We start from the raw sequence: 18,381 nt of genomic DNA on the forward strand, positions 1-18,381 counted from the left end.
GGCCGCTTACGCGGCCAGCTTGGAGATGTCGGCCACGCGATTGGCCAGCACGTGCAGCGAGGCCAGTAGCGCGAGCCGGTTGGCGCGCAGCTGCGGGTCTTCGGCCATCACCATGACATCGTTGAAGAACTGGTCGACCGCTTCGCGCAGCTGCGCCAGGTCGCGCAGCGCGGTGGCGAAGTCGCCATTGGCGAAGGCGGCATCCACTTGCGGACGCACGCTTTCCACCGCCTTGTGCAGCGCGCTTTCGGCGGCTTCCTGGAGCAGGGCCGGCTGCACCGTGCCTACGGGCTCGGTGTTCTTGCGCAGGATGTTGGTGATGCGCTTGTTGGCCGCGGCCAGCGCCTCGGCCTGGGGCAGGGCGGCAAAGGTACGCACCGCTTCCAGGCGGGCCAGGATGTCGTCCAGGCGCTGCGGGCGCAAGCTCACCACGGCTTCGACCTCATGGGTGGTGTAGCCCTTGTCCTTCAGGTAGCCGCGCAGGCGGTCGTAGAGGAAGTCCGCAATCGCGGCTTGCGCGGGCTTGACCGCGGCAATGCCGGCGAAGGCTTGCTGGGTGAGTTCCAGCAGCGCGTCGATCGACAGCGGCAGCGGGGTTTCGACCAGCATGCGCAGGATGCCCAGCGCATGGCGGCGCAGCGCGAACGGGTCCTTCTCGCCGGTGGGCGACAGGCCGATGCCCCAGATGCCGACCAGCGTTTCCAGCTTGTCGGCCAGCGCCACGGCCAGGCTCACCGGGCTGCCCGGCAGGGCGTCGCCGGCAAAGCGCGGGCGGTAGTGCTCTGAGCAGGCCAGCGCCACGCTCTGCGCTTCGTCGTCGTGGCGCGCGTAGTACGTGCCCATGGTGCCTTGCAGTTCCGGGAATTCGCCCACCATGTCGGTCAGCAGGTCGGCCTTGGCGAGTTCGGCGCCACGCATGGCGGCCGCCTTTTCCACGGCGATGCCGGCTGCGGCCAGCGCGTCGGCGATGTGGCCGGCGATCTGCTGCAGGCGCTGCACGCGGTCGAGCTGCGTGCCGATCTTGTTGTGATAGACCACGTTGGCCAGTTGCGGCACGCGCGAGGCGAGGGTCTTCTTGCGGTCCTGGTCGAAGAAGAACTTGGCGTCCGCCAGGCGCGGGCGCACCACGCGCTCGTTGCCGCTGATGATGGACTCCGGCGTATCGGTGGCCAGGTTGGAAACCACCAGGAAGCGGTTGCGCAGGTGGCCGGCGGCATCGGTCAGCGCGAAGTATTTCTGGTTGGTCTGCATGGTCAGGATCAGGCATTCCTGCGGCACTTCGAGGAAGACCTCCTCGAAGTGGCAAGGATAGACCACCGGCCATTCCACCAGCGAGTTGACTTCGTCGAGCAGCGCATCGGGCATCACGACCTGGTCGGCGCCCGCCTGCTCCAGCAGCGCGGTGCGGATGCGTTCACGGCGATCCGCGTAGCTGGCCAGCACGTGGCCTTGCGACGCCAGCACGGCGGCGTATTCGCCTGCATGCGCGATCTCGATCTCGCCGCTGGAGAGGAAGCGGTGGCCGCGCGTGGTCCGGCCCGCCTGCAGCCCCAGCACGCTGAGCGGCACCACCTCGGTGCCAAGTAGTGCGATCAAACCGTGCGCGGGGCGCACGAAATGCACCGTGCTGCCGTCCGGGCGCTGGTAGCTCATCACCTTGGGGATGGGCAGCTTGGCGATGGTGTCGTCCAGCGCTGCCTGCAGCCCGGCGCCCAGTTCGGCGCCGCGCGCGGTGTAGCAGTAGAAGAAGGCGTCGGCCTTGCCGTCGGAGGCTCGCTCCAGGGTTTGCCAGTCGATCGCCTCGACGCCCACCGATTTAGCCAGGGCGGCCAGTTTCTTGGCCAGCGGGGCGGTGGGCTGGCCGCTGGCGTCCAGCGCCACGGTCAGCGGCAGCACTTTCTCGCGCTGCTCGCGGTCGGGCGCGTTACGGCGCACTTTGGTGACCAGCGCAGCCAGCCGGCGCGGCGTGGCGAACGCGGTCACGGCGGCGCCGTCACCTACCAAGCCACGCTCGGAGAGGCCGGCGAAGAGGCCCTGCGCGAAGGCGTCGCCCAGGCGTGCCAGCGCCTTGGGCGGCAGCTCTTCGGTGAGCAGCTCGATCAGCAGCGTATCGTTCGAATCGGTCAGGAGTTGCGACATGAATCGTTTCCAACAAGTTGTGGCACGCGCTGCGTTCTAGCAGCGCGGTGCAATAGTAGGTTCTACGCCGGACAACAGCCACAGGCCGTTTTGCTGGCGGAATTGCAGCGTGGTTGCTACGCACTGCGTGTCTGCGCTGGTGCCATTGGTGCCGTTGCTTGCGCTGCCGCCACGGCCGCCGGGGGCGGGACGGGGGGCGAAGAAGCGGGCATCGAGGCGGCGCAGCCGCTTGTCGTAGCGGATCTCGTCGATGCGGCCGCTCACCCAGAAGTCGATCCTGGGCGGCAGCTGCGCGGCCGAGTAATACGTCTTGATCTGCCTGCGCACCCGCCCGTTGACCGTCTCGGTCTCAACCCACGAGAGCGGGTAGCGGATCGCGCTTTCATAGGCGCGCAGGGGCACGCGGTGCCAGCCCAGGTCCTTGGAGCCCGAGAGATCGCACGAGAACGTGCGCACCAGCTGGGTCCATTGGTCCAGCGAGTTGTTCGGGCCGAAAGCGCCATGCCAGTGCCGGTCGATCGCCTGCTGCAGGGCCTGCGGATTGGCCTCGCACACATTGGACAGGTCGGCCGGCAGGTACAGCACCTGTGGGCTCGGCATCGGCGCGGTGGCCTGGGCGGCACCCTGCGCCCCCAAGGCCAGCAGTGCCAGGGCAGCGCCTCGGCATAGCGCGCTGCGCGCTGCGCGGGTCATGCGGTGGCCTCGCGCTCGCACATCGGGAAGCCGAGCGACTCGCGCGAGTCGTAGTAGGCCTGGGCCACCAGCCGCGACAGGTTGCGGATGCGGCCGATGTAGGCCGCGCGCTCGGTGACCGAGATCGCGCCACGCGCATCCAGCAGGTTGAATGTGTGTGCGGCCTTGAGCAGTTGCTCGTAGGCCGGCAGCGCCAGGCGCTTGGCGACTTCGGCCGGTGCGTCCTGCTGCGTGGCTTCGGCGGCACCCATCAGGCGCTTGGCCTCGGACTCGTACTCGGCGAAGTGGCGGAACAGGATCTCGGTGTTGCTCTGCTCGAAGTTGTAGGTGGATTGCTCCACTTCGTTCTGGTGATAGACGTCGCCATAGGTCAGGCGGCGCGTCTTGCCGTTTTCTTCCCACTCGGTCCACACCAGGTCATAGATGTTCTCGACCTTCTGCAGGTACATCGCCAGGCGCTCGATGCCGTAGGTGATCTCGCCGGTAATGGGCTTGCAGTCGATGCCGCCAACCTGCTGGAAGTACGTGAATTGAGTGACTTCCATGCCGTTGAGCCAGACTTCCCAGCCCAGGCCCCAGGCGCCGAGGGTGGGGTTCTCCCAGTCGTCCTCGACAAAGCGGATGTCGTTTTGCTTAAGGTCCAGGCCCAGCGCTTCGAGCGAGCCGAGGTAAAGCTCCAGGATGTTCTCGGGTGCCGGCTTGAGCACCACCTGGTACTGGTAGTAGTGCTGCAGGCGGTTGGGGTTCTCGCCATAGCGCCCGTCCTTGGGGCGGCGCGACGGCTGCACATAGGCGGCTCGCCACGGTTCCGGGCCGATCGCGCGCAGGAAGGTGTGCACGTGCGAGGTGCCGGCGCCGACCTCCAGATCGATAGGTTGCAAGAGTGCACAACCCTGCCGGTCCCAGTAGGCCTGCAGGGTGAGGATCATTTGTTGGAAGGTCAGCATAGGCGAAGACTAGTAAGGGCCTGCAAGCAGGCCAGCAAGCAAGGGCGGACGGCGTGGCGGCAAAGTTGCCGCGGCGCCTCACGAAGATCGTGCCAAACCCTGAATTCTATCGGTTTTTTTGCCGCCGCCAGCCATCGGCACGGCCCTTGCATGCGTCAGGGCGTCCAATCCCGCCCGCGGGGCTGGCATGGGGTGTCGGCGTTTTGCAACGAATCGGGTAAACACCGAAGGGTGCTAAAGGCCTGCCGGATACTGGCCGTTAGTGTTTTTGTATACAGTATTAGGCAGAGCTGTGCATAACAGCCGCAACCGTTTGAATCAATCCAGTTACGGGGACACCGGTCATGTCGCTACTTTCTCGCAAGCCTTATCTTGTTGCCATCGCAGTGATGATTGCCGCCGCCTTGGTCTCGGCCGTAGCGGCGTCGACCTGACGACAGGCCTGGCGATGGGGCCGGCGCAGGCCGGCCCGGACTATCGTCAGCCCTGCCGGCGGCGGCGCCAGGCCGCCAGTGCCAGCACCAGCAGGCATGCCGCCAGCGCCGGTACATTGCCCCAACGCACGTAGGGGGTGAAACCCTGCGTGCCCTGCACATTGGCGGTGAGCGTGCCGACGGTGAAGGTCGGCAGTTGTCCCGCCACCACGCCGTCCGGCGTCACCACGGCCGTCATGCCGGTATTGGTCGAACGCAGCATCGGCCGGCGCGTTTCCAGTGCGCGCATGCGCGAGATCTGCAGATGCTGGTCCAGCGCGATGGTGTCGCCGAACCACGCCAGGTTGGTCACGTTGGCCAGGATATTGGCTGGCACCTTCTGGCTGCGCAGGGTCTCGGCGATTTCCTCGCCGAACAGATCCTCGTAGCAGATATTGGGCGCCACCAGGATGCCGCGCACGGGCAGCGGCGTCTGGTCCAGCCCGCCGCGGCGGAAATCCCCCAGCGGCATCTTCATCATGTTGACGAACCAATGAAAGCCGAAGGGAATGAACTCGCCGAACGGCACCAAGTGGTGCTTGTTGTAGCGGTACAGCCGTTCGGTCAGCGGGCCCAGGCCAAAGACGCTGTTGGTGAAATCGACCGGCGAATCCGCGCCGGCGGCGCCGAACAGCACGGTGGTGCCGCTAGCCACGGTGAAGTCGCGCACCGCGATGGCGATGTCCACCGGCAGGTCCTGCAAGATCACCGGGAACGCCGTCTCCGGCGTCACGACCAGATCGGCCGGGGCGGCGGTGATCAGGTCACGATAAAGCTCGAGCGAGCGCTGCACGCCGACCGGCTCGAACTTGATGTCCTGCGCCACGTTGCCTTGCAGCAGCCGCACCGAAATGGGCTTGCCGGCAGGGGTGGTCCAGGCGATCGGCGCCAGCGCTGCGCCGGCCAGCGGCAGCGCCACGGCGGCTGCCAGCGCGATCGCGCCGGCACGCATGCCACGCGGGTTGGCGTGCGCATCGCGACCACGGCCAAAGCCATGCACGGCGGCCACCAGCAAGGCAGCCACGGTCGCGGCCAGCGCACCGATGCCATAGACGCCTACCAGCGGCGCGAAGCCGGCCAGCGGGCCATCGGTATGGGCGTAGCCGCTGGACAGCCACGGAAAGCCGGTGAAGACCACGCCGCGCAGCCATTCCGACAGCCCCCAGGCCGCCCCAAAGGCGAGTGGCGCGAGCAGTGCCAATGAGGTTGTCCGCGTACGGCGGGCAGTCAGCCAGTGCCACGTGGCGGCGGCCAGTGCCGGATAGAGCGAGAGGAAGGCGCCGAACAGCAGCACGGCAAGCATCGCCATCCACGCCGGCATCTCGCCATAGACGTGCATGCTGATATAGAGCCACCAGATGCCGGAGAGGAACCAGCCGAGGCCGAAGGCGTAGCCGGTGGCGGCCGCGCCACGGGTGCGCGGCGCATCGGCGACCAGTGCCACCAGCCCCGCCAGCGCCAGCAGTTGCAGCCACCACCAGGTGTGCGGCGCGTAGGCCTGGGTATGGGCCACGCCCAGCACGGCAGCCAGCAGCAGGCGGGGCAGGCTCACGCCGCGCGCGTCGTCGCGTCCGGCGCTGGCGGCGCCGGACCATGCCTGGACAACGCGCTTCATGCGCCGTCCATGTCGGGTGGGGTGAGCGGGGCCTCGCGGCGCACCAGCATCAGGTGCGCCTGGCGGGCGTCGGCACGCAGGACCTCGAAGCGCATCGGCGGCAACACCACCACTTCGCCACGATGCGGCACGTGACCCAGGTGGTTGCTCAGCAAGCCGCCCACGGTATCAACGTCGTGATCCGAGTATTGCGTGCCGAAGGTTTCGTTGAATTGCTCGATTTCGGTCAGTCCATGCACGCGCCAGCTGCCATCGGGCAACTGCACGATGTTGTCGTGGTCTTCGTCGAGGTCGAACTCATCCTCGATGTCGCCCACGATCTGCTCCAGCACGTCCTCGATGGTGACCAGGCCGGCGACGCCGCCGTACTCGTCCACCACCATGGCGATGTGGTTGCGGTTGATGCGGAAGTCGCGCAACAGGATATTGAGGCGCTTGGACTCGGGAATGAACACCGCCGGGCGCAAGGTCTCGCGCAGGTCGAACTCTTCATCGGTGTAATACCGCAAGAGGTCCTTGGCGAGCAGGATGCCGATGATGTTGTCGCGGCTGCCTTCATAGACCGGAAAGCGCGAGTGCGCTGTCTGCCGCATGAAGGGAATGAAGCTCTCCGGCGCATCGGCGATATTGACGGTGTCCATCTGGCCACGGGGGACCATGATGTCGCGCGCGGTGAGTTCGGATACCTGGAACACGCCTTCGATCATGGAAAGCGAGTCGGCGTCGATCAGGTTGCGCGCATGCGCATCCTGGAGCACCTCAAGCAATTCGGCACGGGAATCGGGCTCCGGAGAGATGAAATCCGAGAGCCGTTCGAGCAGGGATCGGGGACGGTCGGCTGACTTCGAACTGGGATAAGGGTCGTTCATGGCGCGACGAGCGCGGGGTGGATATCGGTTGAAGGATACACTAAAAGGGTTTGGGGGCTGTGATAGGGGAGGTTTGGTGGGATTTGGAACTACAACTTCTACGGCAACTTGAGCTGTTTAACGTCAGGGGCAACTGCAACTGCAACTGCAACTGCGGTTTCACCACGCCTGCGGCGCGGCGACCTACTTTTTTGTCTTGCCAAAAAAGTAGGCAAAAAAGGCGCCCCATACGGCCTGGTACACCTTCACGGCTCGCTTCGCATCGCGCTGGGGTGATTCCCGCCTGGCTGGCGGGAATCACGGCTGCACCTAGTCTTTGATTTTGATGTTGCCGTCTGCCAGGTACGGATCCGGGAAGCCTAGGGCCTGCAGCGTTTCCGTCTCGATGGCTTCCATTTCTTCCGCTTCGCCATCTTCCTCGTGCTCGTAGCCTTGCGCATGCAGGACGCCGTGCACGATCAGGTGGGCGTAGTGTGCTTCAAGCGACTTTTTCTGCTCGCGGGCTTCCTGTTCCACTACCGGGCAGCACAGGACGATGTCGCCGCTGACCGGGTCGGACTCGTGCTCGGCATAGGCGAAGGTCAGCACATTGGTCGCGTAGTCCTTGCCGCGGTAGCTGCGGTTCAGGCTGCGGCCTTCTTCCTCGCCGACGAAGCGGATGGTCAGCGTGGCATCGGCGTACAGCGCGGACTTGGCCCAGGTCTGGACCTTGCGCTGGGTCGGCAGGCCGCGCTGTCCCTTGATGCCTTCGCCATATTGCAGTGCCAGTTCCAGGGATGGCGGCGTGGCGGGTGTGCCGGTGGTGGTGACCGTAGGCGTGGCGGTAACGGCGACCGACAAGGCGTCGTGGTTGTCCGGGCGCACCAGCAGGCCGGCCTGCTGGCGGTCGTCGGTGTGCTCGGCCAGCAGCGCGACGACGCCGTCGGCGGCTTGCGACAGGTCCACCGTGATGCTGCGGCCGTCAGGCAGTTGCACGCGCAGGGCGTGTGCCTGGGTCTTGCGCGCGCGGCCTTCGGCGTCGAACAGGATCAGGCTGGCGGGGGAGGAGGATTTTGCGTTCACGATTGGGCGTTTGATTAAGCGTCTCGGTGTTGAGCGTGATATTCGTCATAGGCATCGACGATGCGCGCCACCAGCGGGTGTCGCACCACGTCGGTGCTGGTAAAGCGGGTCATGGCCACGCCGCGCACTTCACGCAGCACGTGCTGGGCTTCCACCAGCCCGCTCTTCTGCCCGCGTGGCAGGTCGATCTGGGTGGTGTCGCCGGTGATGACCGCCTTGGAGCCAAAGCCGATCCGGGTCAGGAACATCTTCATCTGCTCGGGCGTGGTGTTCTGCGCCTCGTCCAGGATGATGAAGGCGTGGTTCAGCGTGCGCCCGCGCATATAGGCCAGCGGCGCGACCTCGATCATCTGGCGCTCGAACATCTTCTGCGTGCGGTCGAAGCCGAGCAGGTCGTAGAGCGCGTCGTACAGCGGCCGCAGGTAAGGATCGATCTTCTGGGCCAGGTCGCCGGGCAGGAAGCCCAGGCGCTCGCCGGCTTCCACCGCCGGTCGCGTCAGCACGATGCGCTTGACCGAGTCGCGCTCGAGCGCGTCCACGGCGCAGGCCACCGCCAGATAGGTCTTGCCGGTGCCGGCCGGGCCGATGCCCAGAGTCAGGTCGTGCGCCAGCACGTTGCGCAGGTAGTCGCGCTGCATGGGCGTGCGCCCGTGCAGGCCCGCGCGGCGCGTGTGCAGCACGGGGGATTCGTCATCGTCGCTCCCGGTATCGGCGCTCGCGCCGTCGGGCACATAGCCGCCGTGCGCGGCGACCTGGCGTGCCTCGACCAGGCCGAGCTGCACGTCGTCGATCGACAGGGCGGTGCGGGCGTTGTTGTAGAAGCGCTCAAGGGCCGCCGCGGCGTCGCGGGCGTAGGCGCCGCGCACGGTCATGCGATGGCCGCGGCGCTGGATGGTGACGTCGAGCGCCTGCTCGATCTGGCGCAGGTTCTCGTCAAGCGGCCCGCACAGGTTCTGCAGGCGGGCGTTGTCGTCCTTGGGGGCGACGAATTCGGCTGAAGGGATTTTCATCTGGGTACGAGTGGCTGCAACAGGCTGCATCGGGCGTGGGTTACTGGCGCACGACGATTTCGCCGCGCAGCGAATGCGGGAAGGCTTCGGTAATGGCCACGTCCACCATTTCGCCGACCATGCGCTCGCGCCTGTCCTGGGGCACGCCGGGCAGCGCGAAGTTCACCACGCGGTTGTTCTCGGTGCGGCCGTGCAGCTCGGTCGGATCCTTGCGTGCCGGGCCTTCCACCAGGATGCGCTGCACCGAGCCGACCATGCCTTTGCTGATGCGCTGCACGTTCTCCTCGATGGTGGCCTGCAGATGCTGCAGGCGCCGCAGCTTGACCTCGTGCGGCGTGTCGTCGGCCAGGTTGGCCGCCGGCGTGCCGGGGCGCGGGCTGAAGATAAACGAGAAGGAGGTGTCGTAGCCGATCTCCTCGATCATCGCCATCAGCTTGTCGAAGTCCGCCTCGGTCTCGCCGGGGAAGCCGATGATGAAGTCGGATGACAGCGACATGTCCGGGCGCAGCGCGCGCAGCTTGCGGATGATGCTCTTGTATTCCAGCACGCTGTAGCCGCGCTTCATCGCCATCAGGATGCGGTCTGAAGCGTGCTGCACCGGCAGGTGCAGGTGGTTGACCAGCTTCGGGCAGCGCTCGTACATCTCGATCAGGCGCGGCGTGAATTCCTTCGGGTGGCTGGTGGTGTAGCGGATGCGCTCGATGCCGGGGATCTCGGCCACGTATTCGATCAGCAGCGCGAAGTCGGCGATCTCGCTGGTGCCGCCCATGGCACCGCGATACGCGTTGACGTTCTGGCCCAGCAACGTGACTTCGCGCACGCCTTGCCCGGCCAGCCCGGCGACTTCCGCCAGTACGTCCTCGAACGGGCGGGAGACTTCCTCGCCACGGGTGTAGGGCACCACGCAGTAGCTGCAGTACTTGGAGCAGCCTTCCATGATGGAGACAAAGGCGCTCGGGCCTTCCACGCGTGCCGGCGGCAGGTGGTCGAACTTTTCGATCTCGGGAAAGGAAATGTCCACCTGCGAGTGGCCGGTCTGCTGGCGGCGGTTGATCATGTCAGGCAGGCGGTGCAGCGTCTGCGGGCCGAACACCACGTCGACATAGGGCGCGCGCTTGACGATGGCGGCGCCTTCCTGGCTCGCCACGCAGCCGCCCACGCCGATCACCAGGTCCGGCTTGACGGCCTTGAGTGCCTTCAGGCGGCCCAGTTCGGAGAACACCTTCTCTTGCGCCTTCTCGCGCACGGAGCAGGTGTTGAAGAGGATGACGTCCGCTTCTTCCAGCGTGTCAGTCTTCTCCATGCCCTGGGTGGCATGGAGCATATCGACCATCTTGTCCGAGTCATACTCGTTCATCTGACAGCCGTAGGTTTTGACGAAGACTTTTTTCATGGTGCCGATCTCAGTGGTTGACCTGGGGGCATCAGGGTTTTATGGGGACGAAAGACATCCGGGCCTCGGCGCGTCGCCGCGCCCCGGACTACGACTATTGCGCTGCTTTTTGTTCCTGCTCGGTCAGCACCCAGGCCGTCAGCAACTGGCCGTAGAGGTCGAGCTTGAACCGCACCGGCAGCTTTTGGCCGGCCACCGCCGCGATGGGCAGCAACTGGTTGTCCGTGCCAAACAGCCGCAGGCCCGGCGCCACGCCAACGGTCTTGCCGTCCAGCGTGGCCGACTGCGGCGCGCTGGGCGACTGCGTGGCGAGCACCAGCTTGGCCTTGGCCGCGTCCGCGGGGATCACGCGCAACGCCTGCTGTGCATACGCCGTTGCCGGCAGCAGCGCGGCGGGCAAAACAAGCGATGCAGCTAGCAAGGCGGTCCGGACCAAAACGAAAAGGGCAGGGCGCGCGGCACGGTTGGCTGGCATGGAGGCTCCGGCGGAAACGGTTCGGAAAACGAAAGCGGAAAACGAAAGCGGAAAACGAAAGCGGAAAACGAAAGCGCTTCGGGTCTACTCCCCGGCGGCGCGGGCCGGGCAACCTGATATTCTACCCGGTCGCCCGCCGGCCGCGCGGCGCTAGAACAGCCCGGATGCTTCCTGCAGCACACGCTGCTTGGAGACCGTGCCCATCAGCTCGCGCCCGGCCGTGTCGCGGATCAGCGGGATCCGGTTAAGCGCGTGATGGGTGAACAGCCGCAGCGCGTCGGGCAGCCGCGACTCCGGCGTCAGGGTGGGGAAATCGCGTTCGCACAGTGCCAGCAGGCCCGCGTGCGGCCGCTCGCGCAGTGCGCGTTGCACCGCATGGATCGACAGCGCGCCCAGCAGGCAGCCATCCGGCCCAACCAGATAAAGATAGCGCGTGCCGGTCTCGGCGAACTTGTCGCTGGCCTGCTCCAGCGTGGCCTCGGGGCCGATGACGGTGTCGGTGGCGTCGCACAGCCCGGCCAGCGTCAGCGCCCGCGCGCGCTCCGCGGCGGCGGATGCCTGGGTGCGCTCTGCCACCACGCTGTACAAGGACAAGGTCTGGCAACGCGATGCGGTGTAGTAGGCCGCCGCCGCGCCGATCATGCCTGGCAGCAGCAGCGCCGGGGCCAGCGTCATCTCGAACACCATCAGCACCGACATCAGCGGCGCCTGGCTGGTGGCGGCCAGGAAGGCGGCCATGCCCACCAGCGGCAGCAGCGGCGCGCCGCTGCCACCCGGCACGGCGGGAGCCAGCAGCTGCCCGAGCGCCGCGCCGACGAACAGCGAAGGCGTGAACACGCCGCCCACCGCGCCCGAGCCCATGCTGAGCACGGTGGCCAGCAGCTTGGCCAGCAACACTGCCGCCAGCGATACGCTCAAGGGGTGCGCCTGCAAGATCGACTGGATGGTGTAGTAGCCGTTGCCGACCACCTCGGGCACCCAGATCGCCAACACACCCACCATGGCACCGCCCAGCGCCAGGCGCGGCACCAGGCCGCCCGGCACCCGGGCAAAGGCGCCCTTGGCCAAGCTGGAGGCGCGCATGAAGAGGGCGCCGCAGACACCGGCCAGCACGCCGAGCAAGACCGCCGCCAGCAGCATGGGCGGATGCAGCAGGTCGGCGGGCACGGTCAGGCCGGGATAGAGCGGCTGCAGGCCACCATGTAACTGGCTAACGACCGTGCCTGCCACGGAAGCCAGGAACAGCGGCATCAGTCGCTGCACCGCCACTGCGCCAAAGACCACCTCGGCCACGAAGACCGCCGCCGACAGCGGCGTGTGGTACACCGAGGCCAGCCCGGCGGCCGCCGCGCAAGCCGTGAGCATGCGCCGCAGGTTGGTGTCGCCGTGCGGCCCGCTGCCGCCGCGCGCGGACGGAAACACCGATCCGCACAGGGCCGCGAGCTGGATCATCGCGCCTTCCTTGCCGACCGAGCTGCCGGTGACGATGGAGCAGAACGAAGACAGCGCGCGGAGCAACGTGATGCGCACCGGCAGGCGCCCGGTGCCGCTGGCAACGGCTTCCATATAGTCGGAGACGCCTGGCTGCGCGGCGTTGAGCTTGGCCGCCGCCGTCAAGAGCAAGCCCGCGATCACGCCGCCAAGCGTCGGGATCGCCACCCGCCAGATCAGGGCGAGGCCCGCGAATACCGTGACGATATCGGCATGCGTGCCAAACATCACATAGCCGCTAGCATCGAGCGCTTCCTTGAACAGGGTGGTGACGATGGCCGCGGCAATCCCTACCGGGATGGCAGTAAAGAGGGTGACTTCCTGGTCTTCGATGAACCTGAACCGCATCGTGTCGGCATCCGGGGGCTGGGATGGGCTGGGCCGGGCTGGCGCGCGCCCGCGCGTTGCGTGGACTCACCCAGGCAGGGGCCAGGCGGGGGATGGCCGCCATCATAGCGCAGCGGCGCGCGCGTCCCTCGGGGCGCCGCGCGCGCGCGAAAGCGCCAGGCTGGTACACTAGCGGTCTTTCCTCCTAAAGAAGCGGGGGCAGTCGCCTCGCTTCGCCGGTCGGTATTTCCGGTTTTCGGTTTTCTCACTCACGTCGCCCCCGCGATTGGCGCACCACATGCGCAAAGGGCGGCCGAAGCGTCAATTCATGTCTTTTTCCGAACTTGGCTTGTCCGACAAGCTTATGCGTGCCGTGGCCGAACAGGGCTATACCACGCCGACTCCGATTCAAGCGCAGGCGATTCCCGCCATCCTGAAAGGGGGCGACCTGCTTGCCGGCGCACAGACCGGCACCGGCAAGACGGCCGGCTTCACGCTGCCGCTGCTGCAACTGCTGTCCGAATCCTCGGCCGGCCGCGAACCCGCGCGTGGACAGCGCTTGCCGGTGCGCGCACTGGTCCTGACCCCGACCCGCGAACTGGCCGCGCAGGTGGAAGAAAGCGTCCGTAACTACGGCAAGTACCTCAAGCTGCGCTCCATGGTGATGTTCGGCGGCGTGGGCATCAACCCGCAGATCGAACAGCTCAAGCGCGGTGTCGATATCGTGGTGGCCACGCCCGGCCGCCTGCTCGATCACCTGTCCCAGCGCACCATCGACCTGTCGCACGTGGAAATGCTGGTGCTGGACGAAGCCGACCGCATGCTCGACATGGGCTTCATCCACGACATCCGCAAGATCCTCAACGTCTTGCCGCCGAAGCGCCAGAACCTGCTGTTCTCGGCCACCTTCTCCGACGAGATCCGTGGCCTGGCCGACCGCCTGCTGGACAACCCCGCCTCCATCGAAGTGGCGCGCCGCAATACCACGGCCGAAACCGTGGCGCAGCGCGTCTACCCGGTGGACCGCGAGCGCAAGCGCGAACTGCTGGCCCACCTGGTGCGCGAGAACGACTGGCACCAGGTGCTGGTGTTCACCCGCACCAAGCACGGCGCCAACCGCCTGGCCGAGCAGCTCGACAAGGACGGCCTGTCGGCACTGGCGATCCACGGCAACAAGAGCCAGTCGGCCCGCACGCGCGCGCTGACCGAGTTCAAGGCCGGCACGCTGCGCCTGCTGGTGGCGACCGATATCGCCGCGCGCGGCATCGACATCGACCAACTGCCCCACGTCGTCAACTACGACCTCCCCAACGTGCCCGAAGACTACGTGCACCGTATCGGCCGTACCGGCCGCGCCGGCGCCGAGGGCGAGGCGATCTCGCTGGTCTGCGTGGATGAAATCTCGCTGATGCGCGATATCGAGCGGCTGATCAAGCGCCAGATCGAGCAAACCATCTTGCCGGGCTTCGAGGTCGATCCGAGCATTCCGGCCGAGCCGATCCAGAAGGGCCGGCAGGCACGCGGCCAGGGCCAGGGCCAGGGCAATGGTGGTGGCCGTGGCCGCGGCCAGGCACCCGCCGGCGGCCAGCCGCGCGGGCGCGCACCGGCAGCGGACGCTGGCGAGCGCCAGCAACGTCCGGCACGCGCGCCGCAAGGCCGCGGCCAGGCTGCGGCCGCGGCCGATGGGCAAGGCCAGCGCCGCGCGCCGCAGGCACCGGGCCAGCGCCCGGCGCAGGGCAGCGGACGACCGGCTTCGGCTGGGCAAGGCAACCCGCGTAACGGTCAGGCCAATGGCAACCGCACTGGCGAGGCTAATGGCAACCGTGCCGCTGGCAATGGCAATGGCAATGGCAATGGCAATGGCAATGGCAATGGCAATGGCAACCGCGATCGCAATGGCGATGTCAACGGCAATCGCGCCGGTGCCGATACCCATGTCGCGCGACCGCGCACCGGGCAGGATCCGGCGGCACGCGGCCGCCGTCCGGCGCCGCAAGCCGCGCTGCTGGGCGGCCAGCGCGCCAAGCCCACGCGTTAACTCCACAACGTTCTCCAACGGCTGCCACGCGCCATGTCCAGTTCAGGGTTTGACCTTCAGGCGCCCGGCGACGGCGGCACGCCCGCCGATGGCGATGGCGTGCCCTACGCCAGCCTCACGCCAGACCTGATGCTCGATGCGATGGAGGCCGCCGGTTTCGAGCCGGATGGCCGCCTGCTGGCGCTCAATAGCTATGAGAACCGGGTCTGGCAGGTGGGGATCGAAGGCAGCGCGCCGGTGGTGGTCAAGTTCTACCGCCCCGGCCGCTGGAGCGACGCCGCCATCCTGGAAGAGCACGCTTTCGTGCGGCAACTGGCCGACGCCGAGATTCCGGCGGTGCCGGCCATCGCGCGCGACGGCGCCACGCTGCTGGCGCATGCGGGTTTTCGCTTCGCGGTGTTTCCCCGCTGCGGCGGGCGCGAGCCGGAGCTGGATCGTGCCGATACGCTGACCTGGCTCGGCCGTTTCATCGGCCGCATCCATGCGCTCGGCGCCACGCATCCTTACCAGGCGCGCCCCACCATCGACGTGGACACCTTCGGGGTGGCCCCGCGCGACTGGCTGCTGGCGCAAGACTGCATTCCCCTGGAACTGCGCCCGGCCTGGCAGGCGGTTGCCGATCTCGCCGTGGATGGCGCTCGCCGCTGCTTCGAGCGCGCGGGCGATGTCGCGCAGTTGCGGCTGCATGGCGATTGCCATCGCGGCAATGTGCTGTGGATCGAGGAGTCGCATGCGGGTTCGCGCGCGCCCGGGCCGCACTTTGTCGACTTCGACGATAGCCGCATGGGGCCGGCGGTGCAGGATCTGTGGATGCTGCTGGAAGGCGACCGCGCCGCCCAGCAGGGCCAGATGGCCGACATCCTGGCCGGCTATGAGGATTTCGCGGAATTCCGGCCGCGTGAGCTTTACCTGATCGAGGCGCTGCGCACGCTGCGCCTGCTGCATTACAGCGCCTGGCTGGCCAGCCGCTGGCGCGATCCGGCCTTTCCGGCGGCATTCCCGTGGTTTGGAACTGCCCGCTACTGGCAGGACCGCATCCTGGAGCTGCGCGAGCAGGTCGCGCTGATGGACGAGCCGCCGCTCTGGCCGGTCTGACCCGGCACCGGCCAGCCCGGGCCGGCTGCCTTACTTCTTGCCCGGGGCCTTGACCAGGACTACCGGGCACGGGGCGTGCGCCAGCACCCGTCCCGCCACCGAACCAATCACCGCATCGAAGAACGAGCCGCGGCCGTGCGTGCCCATGACGATGCCGCGTGCATCCACGCTGGCGGCGTAGGCGACGATGCGCTCCGGTGCAAAGCCGTGCAGCGCGTGTTGCTCGAAGGCGATGCCCGCGGCGCCGAGGATGTCGGCCACGGACTGCATGGCCTTACCGCTTTCTTCCTGGTGCCAGGCATCGATGGTTTCCTTGCTGACGAAGGCACGTACCTGTCCGGTGACATCGGGCGTCACATGGACCACATGCACGGTAAAGCCGCTTTGCAGCAGTTTGCCTTCGGCGATAAAGCGGGCGGCTGCGTCGGAAAAGGGCGAACCGTCGGTGGCGAGCACGATGTTGGTCATGGCGGCTATCTCCTGTAGTGGCTGTGATCGTTGTCGGCATGGCGGCCCTCGCCCGGGTGGCCCGGGGGCGCTCACTACGGTCATCATGGCACCCTGCGGGCAACCTTGCCTGGATCCAGATCAAGTCCGGGCGCAATCGGCAGCGCCTTCCACGAGCCTTGCGAGAGTCATCCGTTTTCCCGTTTTGACGGTTTCTTTGCACCGTGCCGTGGCATCTCGGCGCCTTTTTGATGTGGGGAAATCTACGCTGCAGGTAGGACAACTCTGTCGGATGTTCCGGCTTGCCGCCATGTGGATCTACTATCGGTTGGCGATCGGCGCGCTGGCCATGCTCGCGCTGATCCTGCTTTTTGCCATGGAATTCGGGCTGGCCAGTGCCATTGCGCGCCGCGAAGAGGGTTTTTCGCAGTCGCCCGACGAGCAGGGCCCCTGAAGGCCCATGAGGGCGCCCGCGCGCTGCTGGGCCCGATGAAGGCGCGCCGCCAGGGGCGCCGTGCGTGGACAAGTTGCATGTAGCGGTTCAGACTGCCGGTGCGGGCCGCGCGGTTGTCTTGCGGCCCGCTCGCCGTATCCGTCGCCATGCACTTTCCTATCCCACAAGAGCCATGAGACTACGTTCCCGTGCCCGCGCGCCTGGCAGCGCGCCGCACTGCGCCCCCCTGCATACCCATTTCCGCATCTTCCAGTCCCCCTTGCGCAGCGCTGTCCGCGCGACCGTGTGCGGCGCCCTTGGTGCCATGCTGCTGGCCGCTGGCGCGCATGCCGCCACGCTCGACAGCGCGCAGCTACAGCAGCAGGCCGACCAGGCCGCGGCGCGCAGTTACCGCGAATGGGTCGAATTGCTGGCGCTGCCCAACGACGCCACCGTGCCGGCGGATATCCAGAAGAATGCGGACTGGCTGGTCAAGGCCTTCGCCCGGCGTGGCTTCAAGGCGCGCGAGTTGCCCAATGACGGCAAGCCGATGGTCTACGCCGAATACCCCGCCAGCACGCAGCAAAGCGCTGGCCCGCGCAAGACGGTGCTGTTCTACATGCATTTCGATGGCCAGTCGGTAACGCCGTCGCAATGGGCGCAGCCCAGCCCGTGGGAGGCTACGCTCAAGGCGCGCAGCGCCGATGGCAAGTGGGAAACGCTACCGCTGGACAAACTCTATGCCGGCCAGGTCGATCCCGAGTGGCGCGTGTTCGGGCGTTCGTCGTCGGACGACAAGGGCCCCATCGTGATGTTCCTGGCCGCCATGGACGCGCTCAAGGCCGCCGGGGTGGACCCTGCGGTCGATATCAAGGTGCTGCTGGATTCCGAGGAGGAGAAGGGCTCGCCGTCGCTGGGCAAGGTGATCGCGGACAACCTGGCGCTGCTGCGCAATGACGGCATGGTGATCTTCGATGGCCCCATGCACCAGAGCAACCAGCCCACGCTGATCTTCGGCAACCGCGGCGTGCTGCTGGTGCAGCTCAAGGTGTTCGGCGCCAGCCAGGGCCTGCACAGCGGCCACTACGGCAACTATGCCGCCAACCCCGCCCAGCGGCTGGCGAACCTGCTAGCCACCATGAAGGACGACGACGGCCGCGTCACCATTGCCGGCTACTACAAGCCGGTAAAGATCGATGAGCGCGCGCGCCGCATCATGGCCGCCGTGCCCGACGACGAGGCCGCGCTGCGCCGCCGCCTGGGCATCGCGCGCGCCGAACGCGTTGGCGCCAACTATCAGGAAGCCATGCAGTACCCCACGCTGAACGTGCGCGGCATGGCCGCCGGTGACGTGGGCGAGAAGGCCCGCACCATCATTCCGGAGGTGGCGGTGGCCGATATCGATATCCGCACCGTGCCGGAGACCAGCCCGCAATCCCTGTTCGCCCTCGTCAGGCAGCACGTGGAAAAACAGGGCTACCACCTGGTCAAGGGCGAGCCCACCGATGACGAACGCGCGCGCTATCCCAAGCTTGCCTCGGTCACCGCGGGCGAGGTCTCGGCCTCCAGCTCCGCCGCGCGCACGGACCTGTCGGCGCCGATCAGCCGGTGGCTCACTCAGGCCATGCAGCAGTCCTATGGCAAGGCACCGGTACAGATCCGCATGATGGGCGGCACCGTGCCGACCGGCGCGGCGGTGCAGGCGCTGCAGGCGCCGTTCGTGATCGTGCCGCTGGTCAATGCGGACAATAACCAGCACAGCTACGACGAGAACATGCGGCTGGGCAACTACCGCGATGGCGTCCGTACCGTGATGGGCATCCTGCAGACACCGTTCAAGTAAGGCGCAACGCCGCAGGCGCCGCGCATCCGCG

At 67.1% G+C, this 18,381-nt stretch carries 15 protein-coding genes; 4 read left to right on the top strand and 11 right to left on the bottom strand.

Annotated features, from left to right (window positions below):
• Positions 1–6: 6 nt before the first annotated feature.
• From glyS to A9975_RS20830, 10 genes are all read right to left on the bottom strand, one after another.
• Positions 7–2,139, bottom strand: coding sequence for a glycine--tRNA ligase subunit beta (gene glyS / locus A9975_RS20785; RefSeq protein WP_183034465.1), 2,133 nt, complete (start codon positions 2,137–2,139; stop codon positions 7–9).
• A gap of 36 nt (positions 2,140–2,175) precedes the next feature.
• On the bottom strand, positions 2,176–2,832 hold the full coding sequence (locus tag A9975_RS20790) for a hypothetical protein (protein WP_183034466.1): 657 nt from the start codon (positions 2,830–2,832) through the stop codon (positions 2,176–2,178).
• Positions 2,829–3,779 (bottom strand): glycine--tRNA ligase subunit alpha, encoded by a 951-nt coding sequence (gene glyQ / locus A9975_RS20795; protein WP_183034467.1) that lies wholly within the window; start codon positions 3,777–3,779, stop codon positions 2,829–2,831. Before glyQ ends, A9975_RS20790 begins: the two co-directional genes overlap by 4 nt.
• A 480-nt stretch (positions 3,780–4,259) precedes the next feature.
• On the bottom strand, positions 4,260–5,867 hold the full coding sequence (gene lnt / locus A9975_RS20800; protein WP_183034468.1) for an apolipoprotein N-acyltransferase: 1,608 nt from the start codon (positions 5,865–5,867) through the stop codon (positions 4,260–4,262).
• A complete protein-coding gene (locus tag A9975_RS20805; RefSeq protein ID WP_183034469.1) occupies positions 5,864–6,736 on the bottom strand; it encodes an HlyC/CorC family transporter in 873 nt (290 codons plus the stop codon). The genes lnt and A9975_RS20805 overlap by 4 nt, the downstream gene beginning before the upstream one ends.
• Positions 6,737–7,045: 309 nt before the next feature.
• Complete coding sequence (gene ybeY / locus A9975_RS20810; RefSeq protein WP_183034470.1) at positions 7,046–7,798, bottom strand: rRNA maturation RNase YbeY; 753 nt, start codon at positions 7,796–7,798, stop codon at positions 7,046–7,048.
• 14 nt (positions 7,799–7,812) lie between these two features.
• Positions 7,813–8,808 (bottom strand): PhoH family protein, encoded by a 996-nt coding sequence (locus tag A9975_RS20815; RefSeq protein WP_043343789.1) that lies wholly within the window; start codon positions 8,806–8,808, stop codon positions 7,813–7,815.
• Between the two features lie 40 nt (positions 8,809–8,848).
• The gene (gene miaB, locus A9975_RS20820) at positions 8,849–10,201 is read right to left on the bottom strand and encodes a tRNA (N6-isopentenyl adenosine(37)-C2)-methylthiotransferase MiaB (RefSeq protein WP_183034471.1); all 1,353 of its coding nucleotides are present in this window, start codon (positions 10,199–10,201) and stop codon (positions 8,849–8,851) included.
• A 94-nt stretch (positions 10,202–10,295) separates the two neighbouring features.
• Positions 10,296–10,676 carry a hypothetical protein gene (locus A9975_RS20825; RefSeq protein WP_183034472.1) on the bottom strand — a complete coding sequence of 127 codons (381 nt, stop codon included), beginning with the start codon at positions 10,674–10,676 and terminating at the stop codon, positions 10,296–10,298.
• A gap of 150 nt (positions 10,677–10,826) precedes the next feature.
• On the bottom strand, positions 10,827–12,515 hold the full coding sequence (locus tag A9975_RS20830) for a ClcB-like voltage-gated chloride channel protein (RefSeq protein WP_183034473.1): 1,689 nt from the start codon (positions 12,513–12,515) through the stop codon (positions 10,827–10,829).
• Between the two features lie 307 nt (positions 12,516–12,822).
• On the opposite strand from A9975_RS20830, the gene A9975_RS20835 reads away from it, so the two are divergent.
• A complete protein-coding gene (locus A9975_RS20835) occupies positions 12,823–14,532 on the top strand; it encodes a DEAD/DEAH box helicase (RefSeq protein WP_183034474.1) in 1,710 nt (569 codons plus the stop codon).
• A gap of 33 nt (positions 14,533–14,565) precedes the next feature.
• Entirely contained in the window at positions 14,566–15,627 is a 1,062-nt protein-coding gene (locus tag A9975_RS20840) for a serine/threonine protein kinase (RefSeq protein WP_183034475.1), read from the top strand.
• A 30-nt stretch (positions 15,628–15,657) separates the two neighbouring features.
• Here A9975_RS20840 and A9975_RS20845 read toward each other — a convergent pair whose 3' ends face one another.
• Complete coding sequence (locus A9975_RS20845; RefSeq protein WP_183034476.1) at positions 15,658–16,095, bottom strand: universal stress protein; 438 nt, start codon at positions 16,093–16,095, stop codon at positions 15,658–15,660.
• Between the two features lie 271 nt (positions 16,096–16,366).
• On the opposite strand from A9975_RS20845, the gene A9975_RS20850 reads away from it, so the two are divergent.
• Positions 16,367–16,528, top strand: coding sequence for a hypothetical protein (locus A9975_RS20850; RefSeq protein ID WP_183034477.1), 162 nt, complete (start codon positions 16,367–16,369; stop codon positions 16,526–16,528).
• A gap of 304 nt (positions 16,529–16,832) precedes the next feature.
• Positions 16,833–18,350 (top strand): M20/M25/M40 family metallo-hydrolase, encoded by a 1,518-nt coding sequence (locus A9975_RS20855; protein WP_255503342.1) that lies wholly within the window; start codon positions 16,833–16,835, stop codon positions 18,348–18,350.
• Positions 18,351–18,381 lie beyond the last annotated feature (31 nt).

The organism is Cupriavidus sp. UME77, from assembly GCF_014170355.1.
GTDB classification, from domain to species: domain Bacteria; phylum Pseudomonadota; class Gammaproteobacteria; order Burkholderiales; family Burkholderiaceae; genus Cupriavidus; species Cupriavidus basilensis.

Bases quoted from the DNA above. Each gene is read 5' to 3' on its own strand.
- glyS (WP_183034465.1), bottom strand. From the start codon at position 2,139: ATGTCGCAACTCCTGACCGATTCGAACGATACGCTGCTGATCGAGCTG.
- A9975_RS20790 (WP_183034466.1), bottom strand. From the start codon at position 2,832: ATGACCCGCGCAGCGCGCAGCGCGCTATGCCGAGGCGCTGCCCTGGCA.
- glyQ (WP_183034467.1), bottom strand. From the start codon at position 3,779: ATGCTGACCTTCCAACAAATGATCCTCACCCTGCAGGCCTACTGGGAC.
- lnt (WP_183034468.1), bottom strand. From the start codon at position 5,867: ATGAAGCGCGTTGTCCAGGCATGGTCCGGCGCCGCCAGCGCCGGACGC.
- A9975_RS20805 (WP_183034469.1), bottom strand. From the start codon at position 6,736: ATGAACGACCCTTATCCCAGTTCGAAGTCAGCCGACCGTCCCCGATCC.
- A9975_RS20815 (WP_043343789.1), bottom strand. From the start codon at position 8,808: ATGAAAATCCCTTCAGCCGAATTCGTCGCCCCCAAGGACGACAACGCC.
- miaB (WP_183034471.1), bottom strand. From the start codon at position 10,201: ATGAAAAAAGTCTTCGTCAAAACCTACGGCTGTCAGATGAACGAGTAT.
- A9975_RS20825 (WP_183034472.1), bottom strand. From the start codon at position 10,676: ATGCCAGCCAACCGTGCCGCGCGCCCTGCCCTTTTCGTTTTGGTCCGG.
- A9975_RS20830 (WP_183034473.1), bottom strand. From the start codon at position 12,515: ATGCGGTTCAGGTTCATCGAAGACCAGGAAGTCACCCTCTTTACTGCC.
- A9975_RS20835 (WP_183034474.1), top strand. From the start codon at position 12,823: ATGTCTTTTTCCGAACTTGGCTTGTCCGACAAGCTTATGCGTGCCGTG.
- A9975_RS20840 (WP_183034475.1), top strand. From the start codon at position 14,566: ATGTCCAGTTCAGGGTTTGACCTTCAGGCGCCCGGCGACGGCGGCACG.
- A9975_RS20845 (WP_183034476.1), bottom strand. From the start codon at position 16,095: ATGACCAACATCGTGCTCGCCACCGACGGTTCGCCCTTTTCCGACGCA.
- A9975_RS20850 (WP_183034477.1), top strand. From the start codon at position 16,367: ATGTTCCGGCTTGCCGCCATGTGGATCTACTATCGGTTGGCGATCGGC.
- A9975_RS20855 (WP_255503342.1), top strand. From the start codon at position 16,833: ATGCTGCTGGCCGCTGGCGCGCATGCCGCCACGCTCGACAGCGCGCAG.